The sequence below is a fragment of the Enterobacter sp. JUb54 genome, assembly GCF_014298075.1.
Classification (GTDB): domain Bacteria; phylum Pseudomonadota; class Gammaproteobacteria; order Enterobacterales; family Enterobacteriaceae; genus Klebsiella; species Klebsiella lignicola.
Genome location: NZ_CP060418.1, coordinates 1,835,083 through 1,848,946 on the forward strand (window position 1 = coordinate 1,835,083; position 13,864 = coordinate 1,848,946).

Sequence of the window (13,864 nt, forward strand, 5' to 3'; positions counted from 1 at the left end):
CTATGTTTACTTTTCGTGGGTAGCCGTCGCCAGCTGGATCTGCTGGCTGTCTTCACTCGCGATCGGGAGCCGTACATTCATGTCAGATTTTATTCTTGCTCGTGTTTCGCAAACACTCGCCAACGAACATTCCCTGGAATTATTAGTTCGGCAGTTGCTTGAGATGCTGGAGCTGGTGACCAGAATGGAGTCGACGTATCTGACTCGTATTGATTTTGAAGCACAGCGTCAGCTTATTATGTATGCACATAACAGCAGCGTTATGCAGATCCCGGAAGGGTTTTCCGTGCCCTGGAATGATTCATTATGCAAACGAGCCATCGACGATAACTGCCAGTTCAGCAATGATGTCAACCATCGCTGGCGCTCGTGCATTGCCGCTCAAGACCTGGGGATCATGACCTTCTTCAGCATCCCCGTGCGCCTCGCCGACGGCTCGCTGTACGGCACGCTGTGCGCCACCAGCCGCGACAAGCAGCCCTACAACCTTGAGGGTGAGCAGGTCATGGGGCTGTTTGCGAATTTAATCTCTCACTATATTGAGAAAGAGACGCTGGTTGACCAACTGCGCGAGGCCAACGTCGCGTTAGAGATGCACTCTTATACCGATGAACTCACCGGGCTGGCGAATCGTCGGGCGCTGTTTAAACACCTGACGTCGATATTTCCCCGCGCCCGTGAGCAGCAGCGTAATATCCTGATGGTCTTTATCGACCTTGACGATTTTAAAGCGATTAACGATCGCTTCGGTCACCAGTGCGGCGACAGCTTCTTGATTCAGATTGGTGAACGCTTAACTGCCCGCCTTGAGCCTGGCGATCTGGTGGGACGACTGGGCGGCGATGAGTTTTTAGTGGTTGGCGCCGAGCGGGATGCCGCGCAGCAGCTGGCCTTTGTCGCCACGCTGCGCCAGGCCTTAAGCGGGGTGTATCATCTCGCCGGCCACCGGATCGATTATCCTGGGGCCAGCTTTGGCGTTATTGACGTTAATCCTCATAACCAGGATGTCGAAAGCGCTTTACGTGCCGCCGATGATGCCATGTATCAGGATAAAAAATCCCGTCGCAAAGAAACCTTCCTGTATCTTGATTAAGGTATGATAGCGCGGCTTAGAGCCTATCCCAGTAGGCGTAGATTGTTGCAGCCAGTTTGGCCGCGGACAGCGCGGAACCACCGGAGCGTACACGCAGTACGTGAGGATGGTGAGCACTGCCCAGGACCAAAATGGCAAATAAAATAGCCTAATGGGATAGGCTCTTAATGGACTCTTATATTACGGGCAGGATGTCTGGCCCCAGAGGTAACACAATGAGATTGGGTATTCTTTTCCCGGTGGCCATCTTTATCGTCGCCGTTATTTTTCTCGGTTGGTTTTTTGTCGGCGGTTACGCGTCGCCGGGAGGCGCGTGATGAAAAAAAGCACCATTATTATGCTTATCGTCGCTATTATTGCGCTGGCAGGCGTGCAGTTCGGCTGGTGGTAATCGTATTTTTTACCCGGCTGAAATTGCAGAGTTGTCTTATCCACTCAATAACTTAACGCTATACACTCACTTCATCAGCCGATTCCGCAGGCCCTTTGCCCGCGGACGGTGGACCAGCGGAGAAGTGAGAGATGAAAAAACCGATCGTGTTAACGTTGCTACTTACGCTATGCACGCTGTTATCGGGTTGTATCGTGCATGATGGCTATCATCACGGGCGCCACCACCATCATTATGATGGTCGCGGTTGGTAATTGAGGGATTAGCGAGCGAAGCATCAAGCAGGGCGAACGTCGGTTCGCCCCGTTTTATCGAGACTGGCAATCAGTCCTGACGATCGGAACCTAAAAAGAAGAACCCCAGCGGAATAGAGAACAGCAGCGTGAACACGGTGCTGTAAACGGTCACCATCGCCCCTTGCAGGAAGAACATCGACACCGTCCACTCCGAATACGGCATATTGTATTCGCTGACCACGCCGCCGAACGTCGCACGCCCAACCACGGTAAGCGCGATGGCAAACACAATCCCTATCGACAAGAAGAATTTCTTGCTGTTTTTATTGCTGATGAGTTTTTGCAGAATCATCCGGGTTCCCTTTTGACTGACCGATAATCGGCTGTATATGTAACATCAATGCAATAAAAATTGAAGGGTTTTTGTTACAACGCAGTGATTACCACTGGCTGGCCGGAATGGTTACCGGCCTGCCGATCAGGATTGCAGCGTCGCCAGCCGCGCGGCAAAGCCGACGAAAACAAGGCCAATCAGACTGTTACCGATTTTAGCCAGCTTGGTTTTCGTTTTCACATAGCGCGTCACGAACGAACCGGAGAGGATCAGGAAGCTCATATACATAAAGCTAATGATCTCCAGCGTCAGCGCCAGAATAAAGAATGCCAGTCCCGGCGTTTTCGCGCTCACGTCAATAAACTGCACGAAAAACGAGACATAGAAGAGGATGGCTTTCGGATTAGTCAGGCTCAACGTCAGCGAGCGTTTCAGGATCGCGCTCCCCGGCTCGGCACTGGTGTCGGCATGCCCGTCCCGCTGGGTCAGCACGGCGTACAACATTTTGCCACCAAGCCACAGCAGGTAAATCGCCCCCAGATAGCGAACGATATTAAATAACACCGGCGTGGTCTTAATCAGTGTCGCGACGCCGGCAAAAGCCAGCATCATCAGTACCGCATCACCAATGAACACCCCGGCCGCCGCCAGATAGCCTTTCTTTACGCCGTGAGCAATCCCGGTCTTCAGAACAAAAAAGGTATTAGGGCCGGGAACCAGGATGATAAAAATAGCCCCGACCAGGTAGGTTAAATAATTCAGTACACCAAACTCAGCGAACACGCTGCACTCCTTCGCTTTCAACAAAAAACATGATCGCGCTCACGTTAACGCAACTGCTGCGATTTTGAAAGCGCTTACCGTGCTTGTTGAATTAGTAGAGTGAACCTTCACCCAGCGGACGCGTTTTGAAACGGCGGTGCACCCACAGATATTGCTCCGGTGCGCGCAGAATCTCTTTTTCGATCACTTTATTGATATAGCTGGCGGCATCCTGTTTATCTTCACCAGGATAATCGTTCAGCACATCGCTGATATATAAGGTGTAGCCTTTTCTGTCGGCTTTGCGCACCATGCTGATGCTCAGCATCTTCGCGCCTGACAGGCGAGAGAGCACATAGGTACCGTTAGTGGTCGCCGCCTGCGGGACAGAGAAGAACGGCGCAAACACGCTGCCTTTCGGGCCGTAGTCCTGATCCGGGGCAAACCATACCGCTTCGCCGGCTTTCAGCGCATGCACCAGGCCAGACAAATTACGCCGATCGATCATCGCTTTATTCGAACGCAACCGTCCGCGGGTCTGTACCCACTCCATCAGCGGGCTGTTGTGCGGACGATAGGTCGCCATCATTGGCCGACACAGTCCCATAGTACGACCGCCAAGTTCCAGCGACATAAAGTGTACGCCAACCACCATCACGCCCTGCCCGGCACTCAGCGCTTTGCTGAGATTATCGAAGCCTTCAACGTCAAACCATTTTTTGACCCGCTCGTCGCTCCAGAACCAGGCCATACCGGTTTCGATAAGTCCCATACCCAGCGACATGAAGTTCTGTTCAATCATTTTTTCTCGTGCTTCGGCGGACATGTCCGGGAAACACAGTTCAAGATTGCGTCGGGCAATATGTTCCCGGCGCTTGAGAAAACGGCGTGAGGCCTTACCCGCGCTGGTACCAATAGTATGGAGAAGTGGATAGGGTAATTGCACGATTAACCAGAGTATGGCGAGGCCAAACCAGGTCCCCCAGTTGCGAGGGTGAAGTAGACTTTTATTAAAAGCGCAAGGCATGATTTTTCCTGTAAACGTCTATAAATGGGGTAACGCTTAAGGAAAAAACGAAGTCCCTTCATCAGTCGTTAGGCGGTACGTATAGCAACTATGACAATAGTAATCCGGCTAAATTCACTCGGGCAAGTAAAAAACGCCGCTGGCGTGAAAAAAGCATAATAACGCCACAACTGTAACAGAATGTAAAATAAAAAAGAAGCGTTGATTACAATTATTTACCGTGCCAATACTTTATTCGCTAATTATGTCGTTAATCTGATTGCACATTATTAAATCAACTTGCATCTTCTGCGATCGTCCGCTACCGCAGGCCCCGCTATGACTAGGCTAGCGGCAGAGACCGCCCGCCCTCACCGTTGTCGATGCGCCAGATCATTAAAACAATAAAGGGTGGTCATAAAATAGCTGCGGAATATAGCTACTGGCTATTGTCGCCGCAATTTCATTTGAAAATTTCAGGGCGCGGATCTTTTCATTCCTTTTTTATCTATGAAATAAGAATCCCCTCAATTTTATAAATTATGCTTATGCTTTTTACTCTCACAAAATAAACGATCCTTTACTCGATTATAACGAATAATTATCGTTCTTTACCTTAAACCAGCGAGGATGCCCTGCTGGCGGCCCACTTCATAGTCTGATACACCGAATGCAGATCAATTCATCAATCGCAACAATCACTTATTGAAATTATTGCCCGTTAGCGCCTTTTTAGCCGCATTTCAATTGAAATGAGAACCATTCTCATATTAACATAAACCTTATTGATAACTTGCCTCGAACCCGGTCATGTCTCAGCTTTCCGCCACCAGCACACCTTTGACGCTTGCGTCGCTTTACCAGGCCCATCACGGTTGGCTGAAAACATGGCTTACCCGGAAGCTGCAATCTGCCCATGACGCTGACGACGTTGCCCAGGATACATTCTTACGGTTAATGAGTGGCGAGGCGTTAGCCACCATCCGCGATCCGAAATCCTTTCTCTGCACCGTGGCAAAACGGGTGATGATCGATCTGTTCCGCCGTAATGCCCTGGAACGCGCCTGGCTGGAGATGATGGCCCAGCTACCTGAGGAACTGGCCCCGCCCCCGGAATTACAGCAAAGCCAGCTCGAAACATTACAGCAGATAGATGCCATGCTCGATGGCCTGAGCCGCAAAGCCCGCGAGGCCTTTTTGCTGTCGCAGCTTGAAGGCCTGACCTACGCCGAGATTGCCGTTCGACTGGGGGTCTCAGTCAGCTCTATCAAAAAATATATCGCCAAAGCCACCGAACACTGCCTGCTGTTCCGCCTGGAGAACGGCCTGTGAACACGTCATTAAGCGAGTCCCGTCGTCAGGCGCTACGTTCGGCTTCACACTGGTACGCGGTATTGAGCGACGGCCGGGCGAATCCGCAGCAGGAGGCGCGCTGGCAGCAATGGTATGAACAGGATCGCGACCACCAGTGGGCGTGGCAGCAGGTGGAGAATCTGCGCCAGCAGATGGGGCAACTCCCCGGCACGCTTGCCAGCCGCACCCTCAACGACAGCCGCCTGACTCGCCGTCAGGTCCTGAAAGGGGTGATGCTGCTGATTGCCGGCGGCAGCGGCTGGCAGATCTGGAACAGCGAGCTGGCCAGCGGGTACCGTGCCGATTACCGTACGGCGAAAGGCATGCCGCTGCGCCATACCCTCGATGATGGCACCCTGCTCACGCTGAATACCGACAGCGCCGCCGATGTCCGCTTTGATGCCCGCCAGCGGCTGGTCCAGTTGCGCTACGGCGAAATTGCCATTACCACCGCGCGCGATAAACAGCAGCGACCGTTTCGCGTGCAGACTCGCGACGGTTTACTCACCGCGCTGGGGACCGAGTTTATCGTCCGTCAGTTTACCGCTGAGACACGCCTGACGGTGCAACAGCACGCGGTAGAAGTCGTATTGCCCAACGGCCTGAACACCATTATTCACGCCGGTGAAAGCCAACGCTTTACCCGCGAGAGTTTCTCCTCGCTGCAGCCGGTAAACCGCAGCGAAGAGAGCTGGACCGAAGGGGTGCTCAGCTTCCGCGACCGGCCGCTGCGCGAGGTCATCGCCACCCTCTCCCGCTATCGACCCGGCATTCTGCGCTGCGATCCTGCGGTCGGCGATTTACGGCTGAGCGGCACCTTCCCGCTGGGCAATACCGACGTGATTTTGCACATCATCGCCCAAACGCTGCCGGTGAAACTGCAGTTCGCCACCCGCTACTGGGTCACCGTTATCGCCGCCTGAGAAAAAAATACAAAAAATTCTCATTCTCCATTGTCCCTTTTCATCTCCTCGTTCGACTTAACAGATGAAGACAACCAAAAACGATCATGGAGAACACATGACGCCTTTCCGCGTTTTACGCAAACCGATGCCTCTGGTGATGGCCATCCGTTTAAGCCTGCTGCCGCTCGCGGCGCTGGCCGTGGCACCGGTATTTGCCGCTGCTCAGTTTGACATTGCTGCCGGGGATTTAGACAACGCACTGAATCAATACGCCGCGCGCAGTGGCATCGCCTTATCGGCGGATGCCAGCCTGACGCGAGGTAAACACAGCAACGGGCTGCACGGCAGCTATGACGTTGAAGAGGGTCTGCAAACCCTGCTCGACGGCAGCGGCCTGCAGCTGAAATCGTTGGGTAATAATGCCTGGACCCTCGAGCCCGCGCCGGTCAGCACGGAATCGACGCTGACGGTGGTCGGCGACTGGCTGGGCGACGCTCGGGAAAACGATGTGTTTGAGCACGCCGGCGCCCGCGACGTTATCCGTCGGGATGATTTCGCCAAAACCGGGGCCACCACCATGCGCGAGGTACTGAACCGTATCCCAGGCGTTAACGCCCCGGAGAACAACGGGACCGGCAGCCACGATCTGGCGATGAACTTCGGTATTCGCGGCCTCAACCCGCGCCTTGCCAGCCGCTCCACGGTACTGATGGACGGCATTCCGGTACCGTTCGCTCCTTACGGTCAGCCGCAGCTGTCGCTGGCCCCTGTGTCGCTCGGCAATATGGATGCTATCGATGTGGTACGCGGCGGCGGCGCGGTGCGCTACGGGCCGCAGAGCGTCGGCGGCGTGGTGAACTTCGTGACCCGCGCCATTCCGCAGGATTTTGGTATGGCGGCCAGCATTGAAGGTCAGCTCAGCCCGACCTCTTCGCAAAACAATCCGAAAGAGACGCACAACCTGATGATCGGCGGCACCGCGGACAACGGTTTCGGCAGCGCCCTGCTTTATTCCGGCACCCGCGGCAGCGACTGGCGCGAACACAGCGCCACCCGGATCGATGACGTGATGCTGAAAAGCAAATATGCGCCAAACGAAGTGCATACCTTTAACAGCCTGCTGCAATACTACGACGGCGAAGCGGACATGCCCGGCGGCCTCTCACGCGCCGACTATAACGCCGACCGCTGGCAATCTACCCGTCCCAATGACCGCTTCTGGGGACGCCGCCAGCTCGCCAGTCTCGGCTATCAGTATCAGCCGGATGCCCAGCATAAATTCAACATTCAGGGTTTCTACACTCACACCCTGCGCAGCGGCTATCTGGATCAAGGAAAACGCACTACCCTCTCCCCACGTGAATACTGGGTACGCGGCATCGAACCGCGCTACAGCCAGAGCTTTATGATTGGCCCTTCCGCCCATGAAGTCGGCGTCGGTTACCGCTACGTGAATGAAGCCACTCACGAAATGCGCTACTACACCACCACCGCCAGCGGCGAGCTGCCGACCACCGCCAGCCCCTACGATCGCGATACACGCTCTGGTACCGAAGCGCACGCCTGGTACATCGACGATCGTATTGATATTGGCGACTGGACCATCACCCCCGGAATGCGGTTTGAGCACATCGAATCCTACCAGGACAATAACCTCAAAGGCACCCACGAGCAGGTCAGCTACAACGCACCGCTGCCGGCCCTGAACGTGCTGTATCACCTCAACGACAGCTGGAATCTTTATGCCAACACCGAAGGATCGTTCGGAACCGTACAGTACAGCCAAATTGGCAAGGCTGTGCAAAGCGGCAATGTGGAACCGGAAAAAGCCCGCACCTGGGAGCTCGGTACCCGCTACGACAACGGCGCGTTAAGCGCCGAAATGGGGCTGTTCCTGATTAACTTTAATAATCAGTACGACTCCAACCAGACCAACGATACCGTGACCGCCCGCGGCAAAACCCGGCACAGCGGCCTGGAAACCCAGACGCGCTACGATCTTGGGGATCTCAACCCACGCCTGGAAAACCTGTCGGTCTACGCCAGCTACGCCTACGTCAACGCCGTTATTCGGGAAAAAGGTGACACCTACGGCAACCAGGTACCGTTTTCACCGAAGCATAAAGGAACCCTTGGCGTGGACTACAAGCCGGGCCAGTGGACCTTTAACCTCAACAGCGATTTCCAGTCCAGCCAGTTTGCTGATAACGCCAATACCGTGGAAGAGAGCGCCGACGGCAGCACCGGGCGGATCCCCGGCTATATGCTGTGGGGGGCGCGCGTCGGCTACGACTTTGGCCCACAGATGGCCAATCTCAACCTCGCGCTGGGGGTGAAGAATATCTTCGACCACGACTATTACACCCGCTCTTACGACGATAACAACAAAGGTCTTTATGCCGGTCAGCCGCGCACGGTGTATCTGCAAGGATCAATGAAGTTCTGATCCGCCAGCCGCAGCGCCGTAATATCGCGGCGCTGCGGGGTGTTGTTGCTTGCCCGGCATCTGCCGGGCCTTGTCATTTACAGGAGCTCGTATGCCGTCCGTTTTGCGTCTTTTCATCGCTATGCTGCTGGTGTTCAGCGGCCCGGTTTTCGCCGTCACGGTTCAGGATGAACACGGAACCGTAACCTTCGAGCGCACTCCTCAGCGTATCGTGGTGCTGGAACTCTCCTTCGCCGATGCGCTGGCGGCGGTGGACGTCTCGCCCGTTGGGATTGCCGACGATAACGACCCGTCGCGTATTTTGCCGGAAGTCCGCGCGCACCTGAAACCGTGGCAATCGGTCGGCACCCGCGCGCAGCCCTCGCTGGAAGCCATCAGCGCCCTGCACCCGGACCTGATCATTGCCGACAGTAGCCGCCACCGCGGTATCTATGGCGCGTTGCGGCAGATTGCCCCGGTGCTGTTACTGAAATCCCGTAACGAAACCTACCAGGAAAACCTGCATTCAGCGGCCATTATCGGCAAGGTGATTGGCCAGGAAACCGCCATGACGCAGCGTCTGGCGCTGCATCATCAGCGGATGGCCGATTTTGCCCGTCAGCTCCCGGCGGGGGCAAACGTCCTGTTTGGCACCTCCCGCGAGCAGCAGTTTACGCTCCACTCCCGCGACACCTATACCGGCAGCGTGCTGGTTGCGCTGGGGCTAACGGTGCCGCAGGCCATCAACGGCGCGCCGATGGCGACCATCAACCTCGAGCAACTGCTGGCGATCAACCCGCAATGGCTGTTGGTGGCCCACTACCGGGCAGAAAGCATCGTGCGCAAATGGCAGCAGGACCCGCTATGGCAGATGCTGCAGGCGCAGCAACAGCATCAGGTCGTCGCCGTGGACAGCAACAGCTGGGCGCGGATGCGCGGTATTTTTGCCGCCGAACGCATTGCCAGCGACATGGTAAAAATGGTTCACCACCAGGCGGTTGACGTGCCGCAATGAAGCCTTCTCGTGGTGTCCTGTTGCGCTGGTTTACGCCGCTATTGATGCTGGCCGGTCTGTTCTGGCTGAGCCTGTTTTGCTATTCCGCGATCCCGATTACGCCGCTGGATGCGCTACGCGCGTTGCTCGCCCCCGACTCGCCGTCTCTGCCCCAGGCGCTGGTGCTGAATATTCGGCTGCCGCGCAGCCTGGTGGCACTGCTGCTGGGCGCCAGCCTGGCGCTGTGCGGAACCCTGCTGCAAACGCTGACCCATAATCCCCTGGCCTCGCCGTCGCTGCTCGGGATTAACAGCGGCGCGGCGCTGGCGATGTCCCTGACCAGCGCGTTCAGCCCGGCACCGTTGGCCGGCTACTCACTGGCGTTTATCGCGGCCTGCGGCGGCGGTATCAGCTGGCTGCTGGTGATGACCGCCGGCGGCGGCTGGCGCCATGAGCTGGATCGCAACCGCCTGATTCTGGCCGGGATCGCGCTGTCGGCGCTGTGCATGGCGCTCACCCGCATCACCCTGCTGCTGACGGAAGATCACGCCTACGGCATTTTATACTGGCTGGCCGGGGGCGTATCGCATGTGCGCTGGGCAGAATTCTGGCAGCTGTTTCCCTTTACGCTGCTGATTATTCCGCTGGTCTGCCTCTTCGCCCATTCATTGAACTTGCTCAACGTCAGCGATACCGCCGCCCATTCGCTGGGCATAAACCTGCCGCGTCTGCGGCTGCTGATTCACGCGGCGGTACTGCTGCTGACCGGCGCCTGCGTGAGCGTTGCCGGTCCGGTGGCGTTTATCGGCCTGCTGATGCCGCACCTGGCCCGTCTGTGGGTCGGTCACGATCACCGGCTCCTGCTCCCGATGAGCGTGGTGCTCGGGGCGATGTTTATGCTACTGGCCGATGTGATCGCCCGCGCTCTGGCCTGGCCCGGCGAACTGCCGGCCGGGGTGGTGCTGGCGCTGGCTGGCGCGCCGTGCTTTGTCTGGCTGGTCAGGAGGCGGGGATGAAACATCGGCTGTTCAGCCTGCTGCTGTTGCTGATTATCTTAGCCGTGCTGTCGCTGCGGATGGGGGCGATTGCCCTGCCCTGGCATGCCCTGCTCGACGGCTGGCGCAGCGGCAGCGAATATCATTATGTCCTCACGCAATATCGCCTGCCGCGCGTGGTGCTGGCGCTGATTATCGGCGCGGCGTTGGCCGTCTCCGGGGTATTGATTCAGGGGATCGTCCGCAATCCGCTGGCCTCGCCGGATATTCTTGGCGTCAATCACGCGGCCAGCCTGACCTCGGTTGCGACACTCGCTTTCCTGCCGTCGCTGCCGCTGTTGTGGCTGCCGGTGCTGGCCTTTATCGGCGGCATGGCGGCAATGCTGATGCTGATCGCCCTGGCAGGGTTCACTCGCCCGATGCGCCTGGCGCTAACCGGGGTCGCGCTCTCCGCGTGCTGGGCCAGCATCACCGATTACCTGTTGCTGTCGCAGCCTCAGGAGATCAACAACGCGCTGTTATGGCTGACGGGCAGCCTGTGGGCGCGTGACAGCGCCTTCGTCATGGTGGCCCTGCCGCTTCTGGCACTGTTGCTGCCGCTGAGCCTGCTGTTCAGTCGTGACCTCGACCTGCTGGCGCTGGGCAACGAACGCGCCGGAACCCTGGGGGTGAATATCCGCAGGCTCAACGGCTACGGCCTGGCGCTGGCAGTGGCGCTGGCCGCGGTAAGCGTCGCGGTGTGCGGCCCGATAGCCTTTGTCAGCCTGGTGGTGCCGCATCTGGTCCGCCGCCTGACCGGGGGCAGCCATCGCTATGTGCTGCCCTTCTCCGCCCTGGTGGGCGGGCTGGTTCTGCTGCTGGCGGATCTGCTGGCACGGACGATCCATCCCCCGATGGAGCTTCCGGCCGGTGTGTTAACCGCCATTATCGGCGCCCCGTGGTTTATCTGGTTACTTGTGAGAATGCGTTAAATGGAACTAAGAACGGAAAATCTGCGTGCCGGGTATGGCGCCAAACCGATCCTGAACGGGCTCAATCTGACGCTTCCTGCCGGGAAAATCACCGCCCTGCTGGGGCCGAACGGCTGCGGTAAATCGACGTTACTGAAGTGTTTTTCACGCTTACTGGCTCCTACGACAGGCGAGATCTGGCTGGGTGAACGGCCGCTGACGGCCTTGAGCGCCCGGCAGCTGGCTCGCCATCTGGCGCTACTGCCCCAGCAGCATCTGACACCTGAGGGGATCACCGTCCGTGAGCTGGTCGGCTATGGCCGCAGCCCGTGGCTGCCGCTGTGGGGACGACTCTCGGAGAGCGACCGGCGACTTGTCAGCGACGCTCTTGAGCGAACCGGCATGGCGTCGTTTGCAGAACAGCAGCTCAGCGCATTGTCTGGGGGCCAGCGACAGCGAGCCTTTCTGGCGCTGATCCTCGCCCAGGATACTCCGCTGGTGTTGCTGGATGAGCCGACCACCTGGCTGGACATCAACCATCAGGTGGAACTGATGAAGCTAATGCGCCAGTTGCAGCAGGCTGGCAAAACGGTCGTCACCGTGTTGCATGACCTGAATCAGGCAAGCCGTTACTGCGATCATCTGGTGGTACTGAATAGCGGCAAAGTGCAAGCCCAGGGTTCGCCCGAGAGTGTCCTGACGCCCGCCATGCTGCGCGACGTTTTCAGCCTGGATGCCGAAGTCCACCCTGACCCGATTTCCCAACACCCAATGTGCGTGGTGAAATAACCAGCTGGTGTCGCCCGGCCATGCTAATTATCCGTGTGAACCACGAAGAATCTGAAATGGCTATTCTCTGTGCAGCGATCGCCAGTTCTGTTCTAAAATAGCTAAGGGCTTATCGCGAAAATAGATATGTATCAAAGTGACGCTAAATTAATACCGCGGCCTTCCGCTGTTTATTTTCTTTTTATGGACAAAATGATTAACTAGCGGCCATTACAGATTTTTCGCCATGACACGTGTTTTGGCACAATGCGTGTCGGTATTGGGCGTGGGTGAAAATGTACATACTCTGGTATTCACTCATCTGTCATTTTATCCTGCACGACAGCGACGTTATCAGGATACCGACAACCAGAATCAAGCTATTTCTCCGGGGCTCGCGAAGGGAGCAAAACGATGCGTCTCGCCTTAAAATCAGCGTTAATACTTACTACGCGCGTTATCCAGGTTATCAACCCGGTATTGCAACTGCATATGCAGCGCACGGCCTTAATTGCCCTCGAACTGTCGCTGGCCTTAAAGCTGCCGCGTCCGCAGCAGCAGACGATCTTCTGTGCCGCATTGCTTCACGATATTGGGGTGCTCGGCGACAAGCGGGTCGTCACCACCCTCAATGATATTGATAATATTGAAGATCCCCACCAGCACCGGGGGGCGGAAATGCTTGAGGGGTTATCCTCCCTCGCGCCGCTGCTGCCGATCATTCGCCACCACCATTTTAGCCCCGACTATAAAGGCAGCCTCGAAGAGCACATCGTCTTTTTTGCCGATGCGTTTGAACGTCTGTTATCCACCAGCAATATCACCACCGAGCGGCAATCGGGGGCGATCGTCGAGGCGTTCCGCGCGCTGTATTATCAGATTGACCCCACGCTCTGCCAGACCCTGTGTCAACTCGCAGAGAAAGAGCATTTCTGGTTGCACCTTCATCCCGGACATATCCAGCGCATGCTGGAAATCATTGGGCCGATTAACGACCTGTACATCGATATTGATGGCCTGAAAGATTTTTGCTTATTAATTGCCAAAATTGTCGATACCTACAGCAGTTTCACCGCCAGCCACAGCATTATGGTTGGGGAAATATCCCGCCAGCTCGCCACCTGTATGCAGCTGCCGGAAATTGAGTGTAAAAAAATCGAAGTGGCGGGCTATCTGCACGATATCGGTAAAATTTATACCCCGCTGGCAATTCTGGAAAAACAGGGCGAGTTAACCCGCGATGAGCTCCTGCAGGTTCGCGAACATAGCTACATGACCGGGGCGATGCTCAGCGCCTTTAGCGAACTCGGCGAAATTATTAACTGGGCCTCAAACCATCATGAAAAACTGGATGGCAGTGGCTATCCCCTGCACCTGAATGAGGATTATCTGCATCTGCCCGACCGCATTATCGCCGTCGCCGATATTTTCACCGCCCTGACGGAAGACCGTCCCTACCGCGTCGCCATGAGCTACCAGGATGCATTACAGCTGATCGAAAATGATGTTATAAAGGGCGCGCTGGATAAGGATGTCTTCTGCACCTTACGCCAGCATGCAGCGGAACTGCATCGCGATATCATCAGGAAACAGCGCCGCTAATCCCCTGCCCGCGAGTTGACGGGTCGGGGGTCTATAATAAGCAATAACAT

At 56.4% G+C, this 13,864-nt stretch carries 14 protein-coding genes; 11 read left to right on the forward strand and 3 right to left on the reverse strand.

Annotated features, from left to right (window positions below):
• The first annotated feature begins 79 nt into the window (after positions 1–79).
• The 3 genes from HF679_RS08430 to HF679_RS24865 all read left to right on the forward strand — a co-directional run bounded on the left by HF679_RS08430 (position 80) and on the right by HF679_RS24865 (position 1,738).
• Complete coding sequence (locus tag HF679_RS08430) at positions 80–1,093, forward strand: sensor domain-containing diguanylate cyclase (protein WP_123753966.1); 1,014 nt, start codon at positions 80–82, stop codon at positions 1,091–1,093.
• Between the two features lie 215 nt (positions 1,094–1,308).
• The gene (locus HF679_RS08435; protein WP_123755447.1) at positions 1,309–1,410 is read left to right on the forward strand and encodes a YoaK family small membrane protein; all 102 of its coding nucleotides are present in this window, start codon (positions 1,309–1,311) and stop codon (positions 1,408–1,410) included.
• A gap of 205 nt (positions 1,411–1,615) precedes the next feature.
• Positions 1,616–1,738 carry a hypothetical protein gene (locus HF679_RS24865; protein WP_227540094.1) on the forward strand — a complete coding sequence of 41 codons (123 nt, stop codon included), beginning with the start codon at positions 1,616–1,618 and terminating at the stop codon, positions 1,736–1,738.
• A 70-nt stretch (positions 1,739–1,808) separates the two neighbouring features.
• Here the strand turns inward: HF679_RS24865 and HF679_RS08440 are convergent, their stop codons facing one another.
• The 3 genes from HF679_RS08440 to lpxP form a co-directional block, all read right to left on the reverse strand.
• Positions 1,809–2,072, reverse strand: a complete 264-nt coding sequence (locus HF679_RS08440) for a DUF2534 family protein (RefSeq protein ID WP_123753964.1) — start codon at positions 2,070–2,072, stop codon at positions 1,809–1,811.
• 126 nt (positions 2,073–2,198) lie between these two features.
• Positions 2,199–2,837 (reverse strand): leucine efflux protein LeuE, encoded by a 639-nt coding sequence (leuE, locus tag HF679_RS08445; RefSeq protein ID WP_174508991.1) that lies wholly within the window; start codon positions 2,835–2,837, stop codon positions 2,199–2,201.
• A 91-nt stretch (positions 2,838–2,928) separates the two neighbouring features.
• A complete protein-coding gene (gene lpxP / locus HF679_RS08450) occupies positions 2,929–3,843 on the reverse strand; it encodes a kdo(2)-lipid IV(A) palmitoleoyltransferase (RefSeq protein ID WP_123753962.1) in 915 nt (304 codons plus the stop codon).
• 789 nt (positions 3,844–4,632) lie between these two features.
• On the opposite strand from lpxP, the gene fecI reads away from it, so the two are divergent.
• The 8 genes from fecI to HF679_RS08490 all read left to right on the forward strand — a co-directional run bounded on the left by fecI (position 4,633) and on the right by HF679_RS08490 (position 13,814).
• Positions 4,633–5,154, forward strand: coding sequence for a ferric citrate uptake sigma factor FecI (gene fecI, locus HF679_RS08455; protein ID WP_187042858.1), 522 nt, complete (start codon positions 4,633–4,635; stop codon positions 5,152–5,154).
• Positions 5,151–6,098, forward strand: a complete 948-nt coding sequence (gene fecR, locus HF679_RS08460; RefSeq protein WP_187042859.1) for a ferric citrate uptake sigma factor regulator FecR — start codon at positions 5,151–5,153, stop codon at positions 6,096–6,098. Before fecI ends, fecR begins: the two co-directional genes overlap by 4 nt.
• A gap of 97 nt (positions 6,099–6,195) precedes the next feature.
• Positions 6,196–8,526 carry a TonB-dependent Fe(3+) dicitrate receptor FecA gene (gene fecA / locus HF679_RS08465; RefSeq protein ID WP_187042860.1) on the forward strand — a complete coding sequence of 777 codons (2,331 nt, stop codon included), beginning with the start codon at positions 6,196–6,198 and terminating at the stop codon, positions 8,524–8,526.
• Positions 8,527–8,617: 91 nt separating this feature from the next.
• Entirely contained in the window at positions 8,618–9,520 is a 903-nt protein-coding gene (locus tag HF679_RS08470; RefSeq protein ID WP_123753958.1) for a Fe(3+) dicitrate ABC transporter substrate-binding protein FecB, read from the forward strand.
• Entirely contained in the window at positions 9,517–10,515 is a 999-nt protein-coding gene (gene fecC / locus HF679_RS08475; RefSeq protein ID WP_123753957.1) for an iron-dicitrate ABC transporter permease FecC, read from the forward strand. Before HF679_RS08470 ends, fecC begins: the two co-directional genes overlap by 4 nt.
• Positions 10,512–11,465 (forward strand): Fe(3+) dicitrate ABC transporter permease subunit FecD, encoded by a 954-nt coding sequence (gene fecD, locus HF679_RS08480; RefSeq protein ID WP_154143663.1) that lies wholly within the window; start codon positions 10,512–10,514, stop codon positions 11,463–11,465. Before fecC ends, fecD begins: the two co-directional genes overlap by 4 nt.
• The gene (fecE, locus tag HF679_RS08485; RefSeq protein WP_123753955.1) at positions 11,466–12,233 is read left to right on the forward strand and encodes a Fe(3+) dicitrate ABC transporter ATP-binding protein FecE; all 768 of its coding nucleotides are present in this window, start codon (positions 11,466–11,468) and stop codon (positions 12,231–12,233) included.
• A 393-nt stretch (positions 12,234–12,626) separates the two neighbouring features.
• Positions 12,627–13,814: an HD domain-containing phosphohydrolase gene (locus HF679_RS08490; protein ID WP_154143661.1), complete on the forward strand. Its 1,188-nt coding sequence runs from the start codon at positions 12,627–12,629 to the stop codon at positions 13,812–13,814.
• Positions 13,815–13,864: the final 50 nt, after the last annotated feature.

Coding starts and splice junctions, on each gene's coding strand:
- fecI (WP_187042858.1), top strand. CDS start 4,633: ATGTCTCAGCTTTCCGCCACCAGCACACCTTTGACGCTTGCGTCGCTT.
- HF679_RS08470 (WP_123753958.1), top strand. CDS start 8,618: ATGCCGTCCGTTTTGCGTCTTTTCATCGCTATGCTGCTGGTGTTCAGC.
- HF679_RS08440 (WP_123753964.1), bottom strand. CDS start 2,072: ATGATTCTGCAAAAACTCATCAGCAATAAAAACAGCAAGAAATTCTTC.
- HF679_RS08490 (WP_154143661.1), top strand. CDS start 12,627: ATGCGTCTCGCCTTAAAATCAGCGTTAATACTTACTACGCGCGTTATC.
- fecA (WP_187042860.1), top strand. CDS start 6,196: ATGACGCCTTTCCGCGTTTTACGCAAACCGATGCCTCTGGTGATGGCC.
- fecD (WP_154143663.1), top strand. CDS start 10,512: ATGAAACATCGGCTGTTCAGCCTGCTGCTGTTGCTGATTATCTTAGCC.
- lpxP (WP_123753962.1), bottom strand. CDS start 3,843: ATGCCTTGCGCTTTTAATAAAAGTCTACTTCACCCTCGCAACTGGGGG.
- HF679_RS08430 (WP_123753966.1), top strand. CDS start 80: ATGTCAGATTTTATTCTTGCTCGTGTTTCGCAAACACTCGCCAACGAA.
- fecE (WP_123753955.1), top strand. CDS start 11,466: ATGGAACTAAGAACGGAAAATCTGCGTGCCGGGTATGGCGCCAAACCG.
- HF679_RS08435 (WP_123755447.1), top strand. CDS start 1,309: ATGAGATTGGGTATTCTTTTCCCGGTGGCCATCTTTATCGTCGCCGTT.
- fecC (WP_123753957.1), top strand. CDS start 9,517: ATGAAGCCTTCTCGTGGTGTCCTGTTGCGCTGGTTTACGCCGCTATTG.
- HF679_RS24865 (WP_227540094.1), top strand. CDS start 1,616: ATGAAAAAACCGATCGTGTTAACGTTGCTACTTACGCTATGCACGCTG.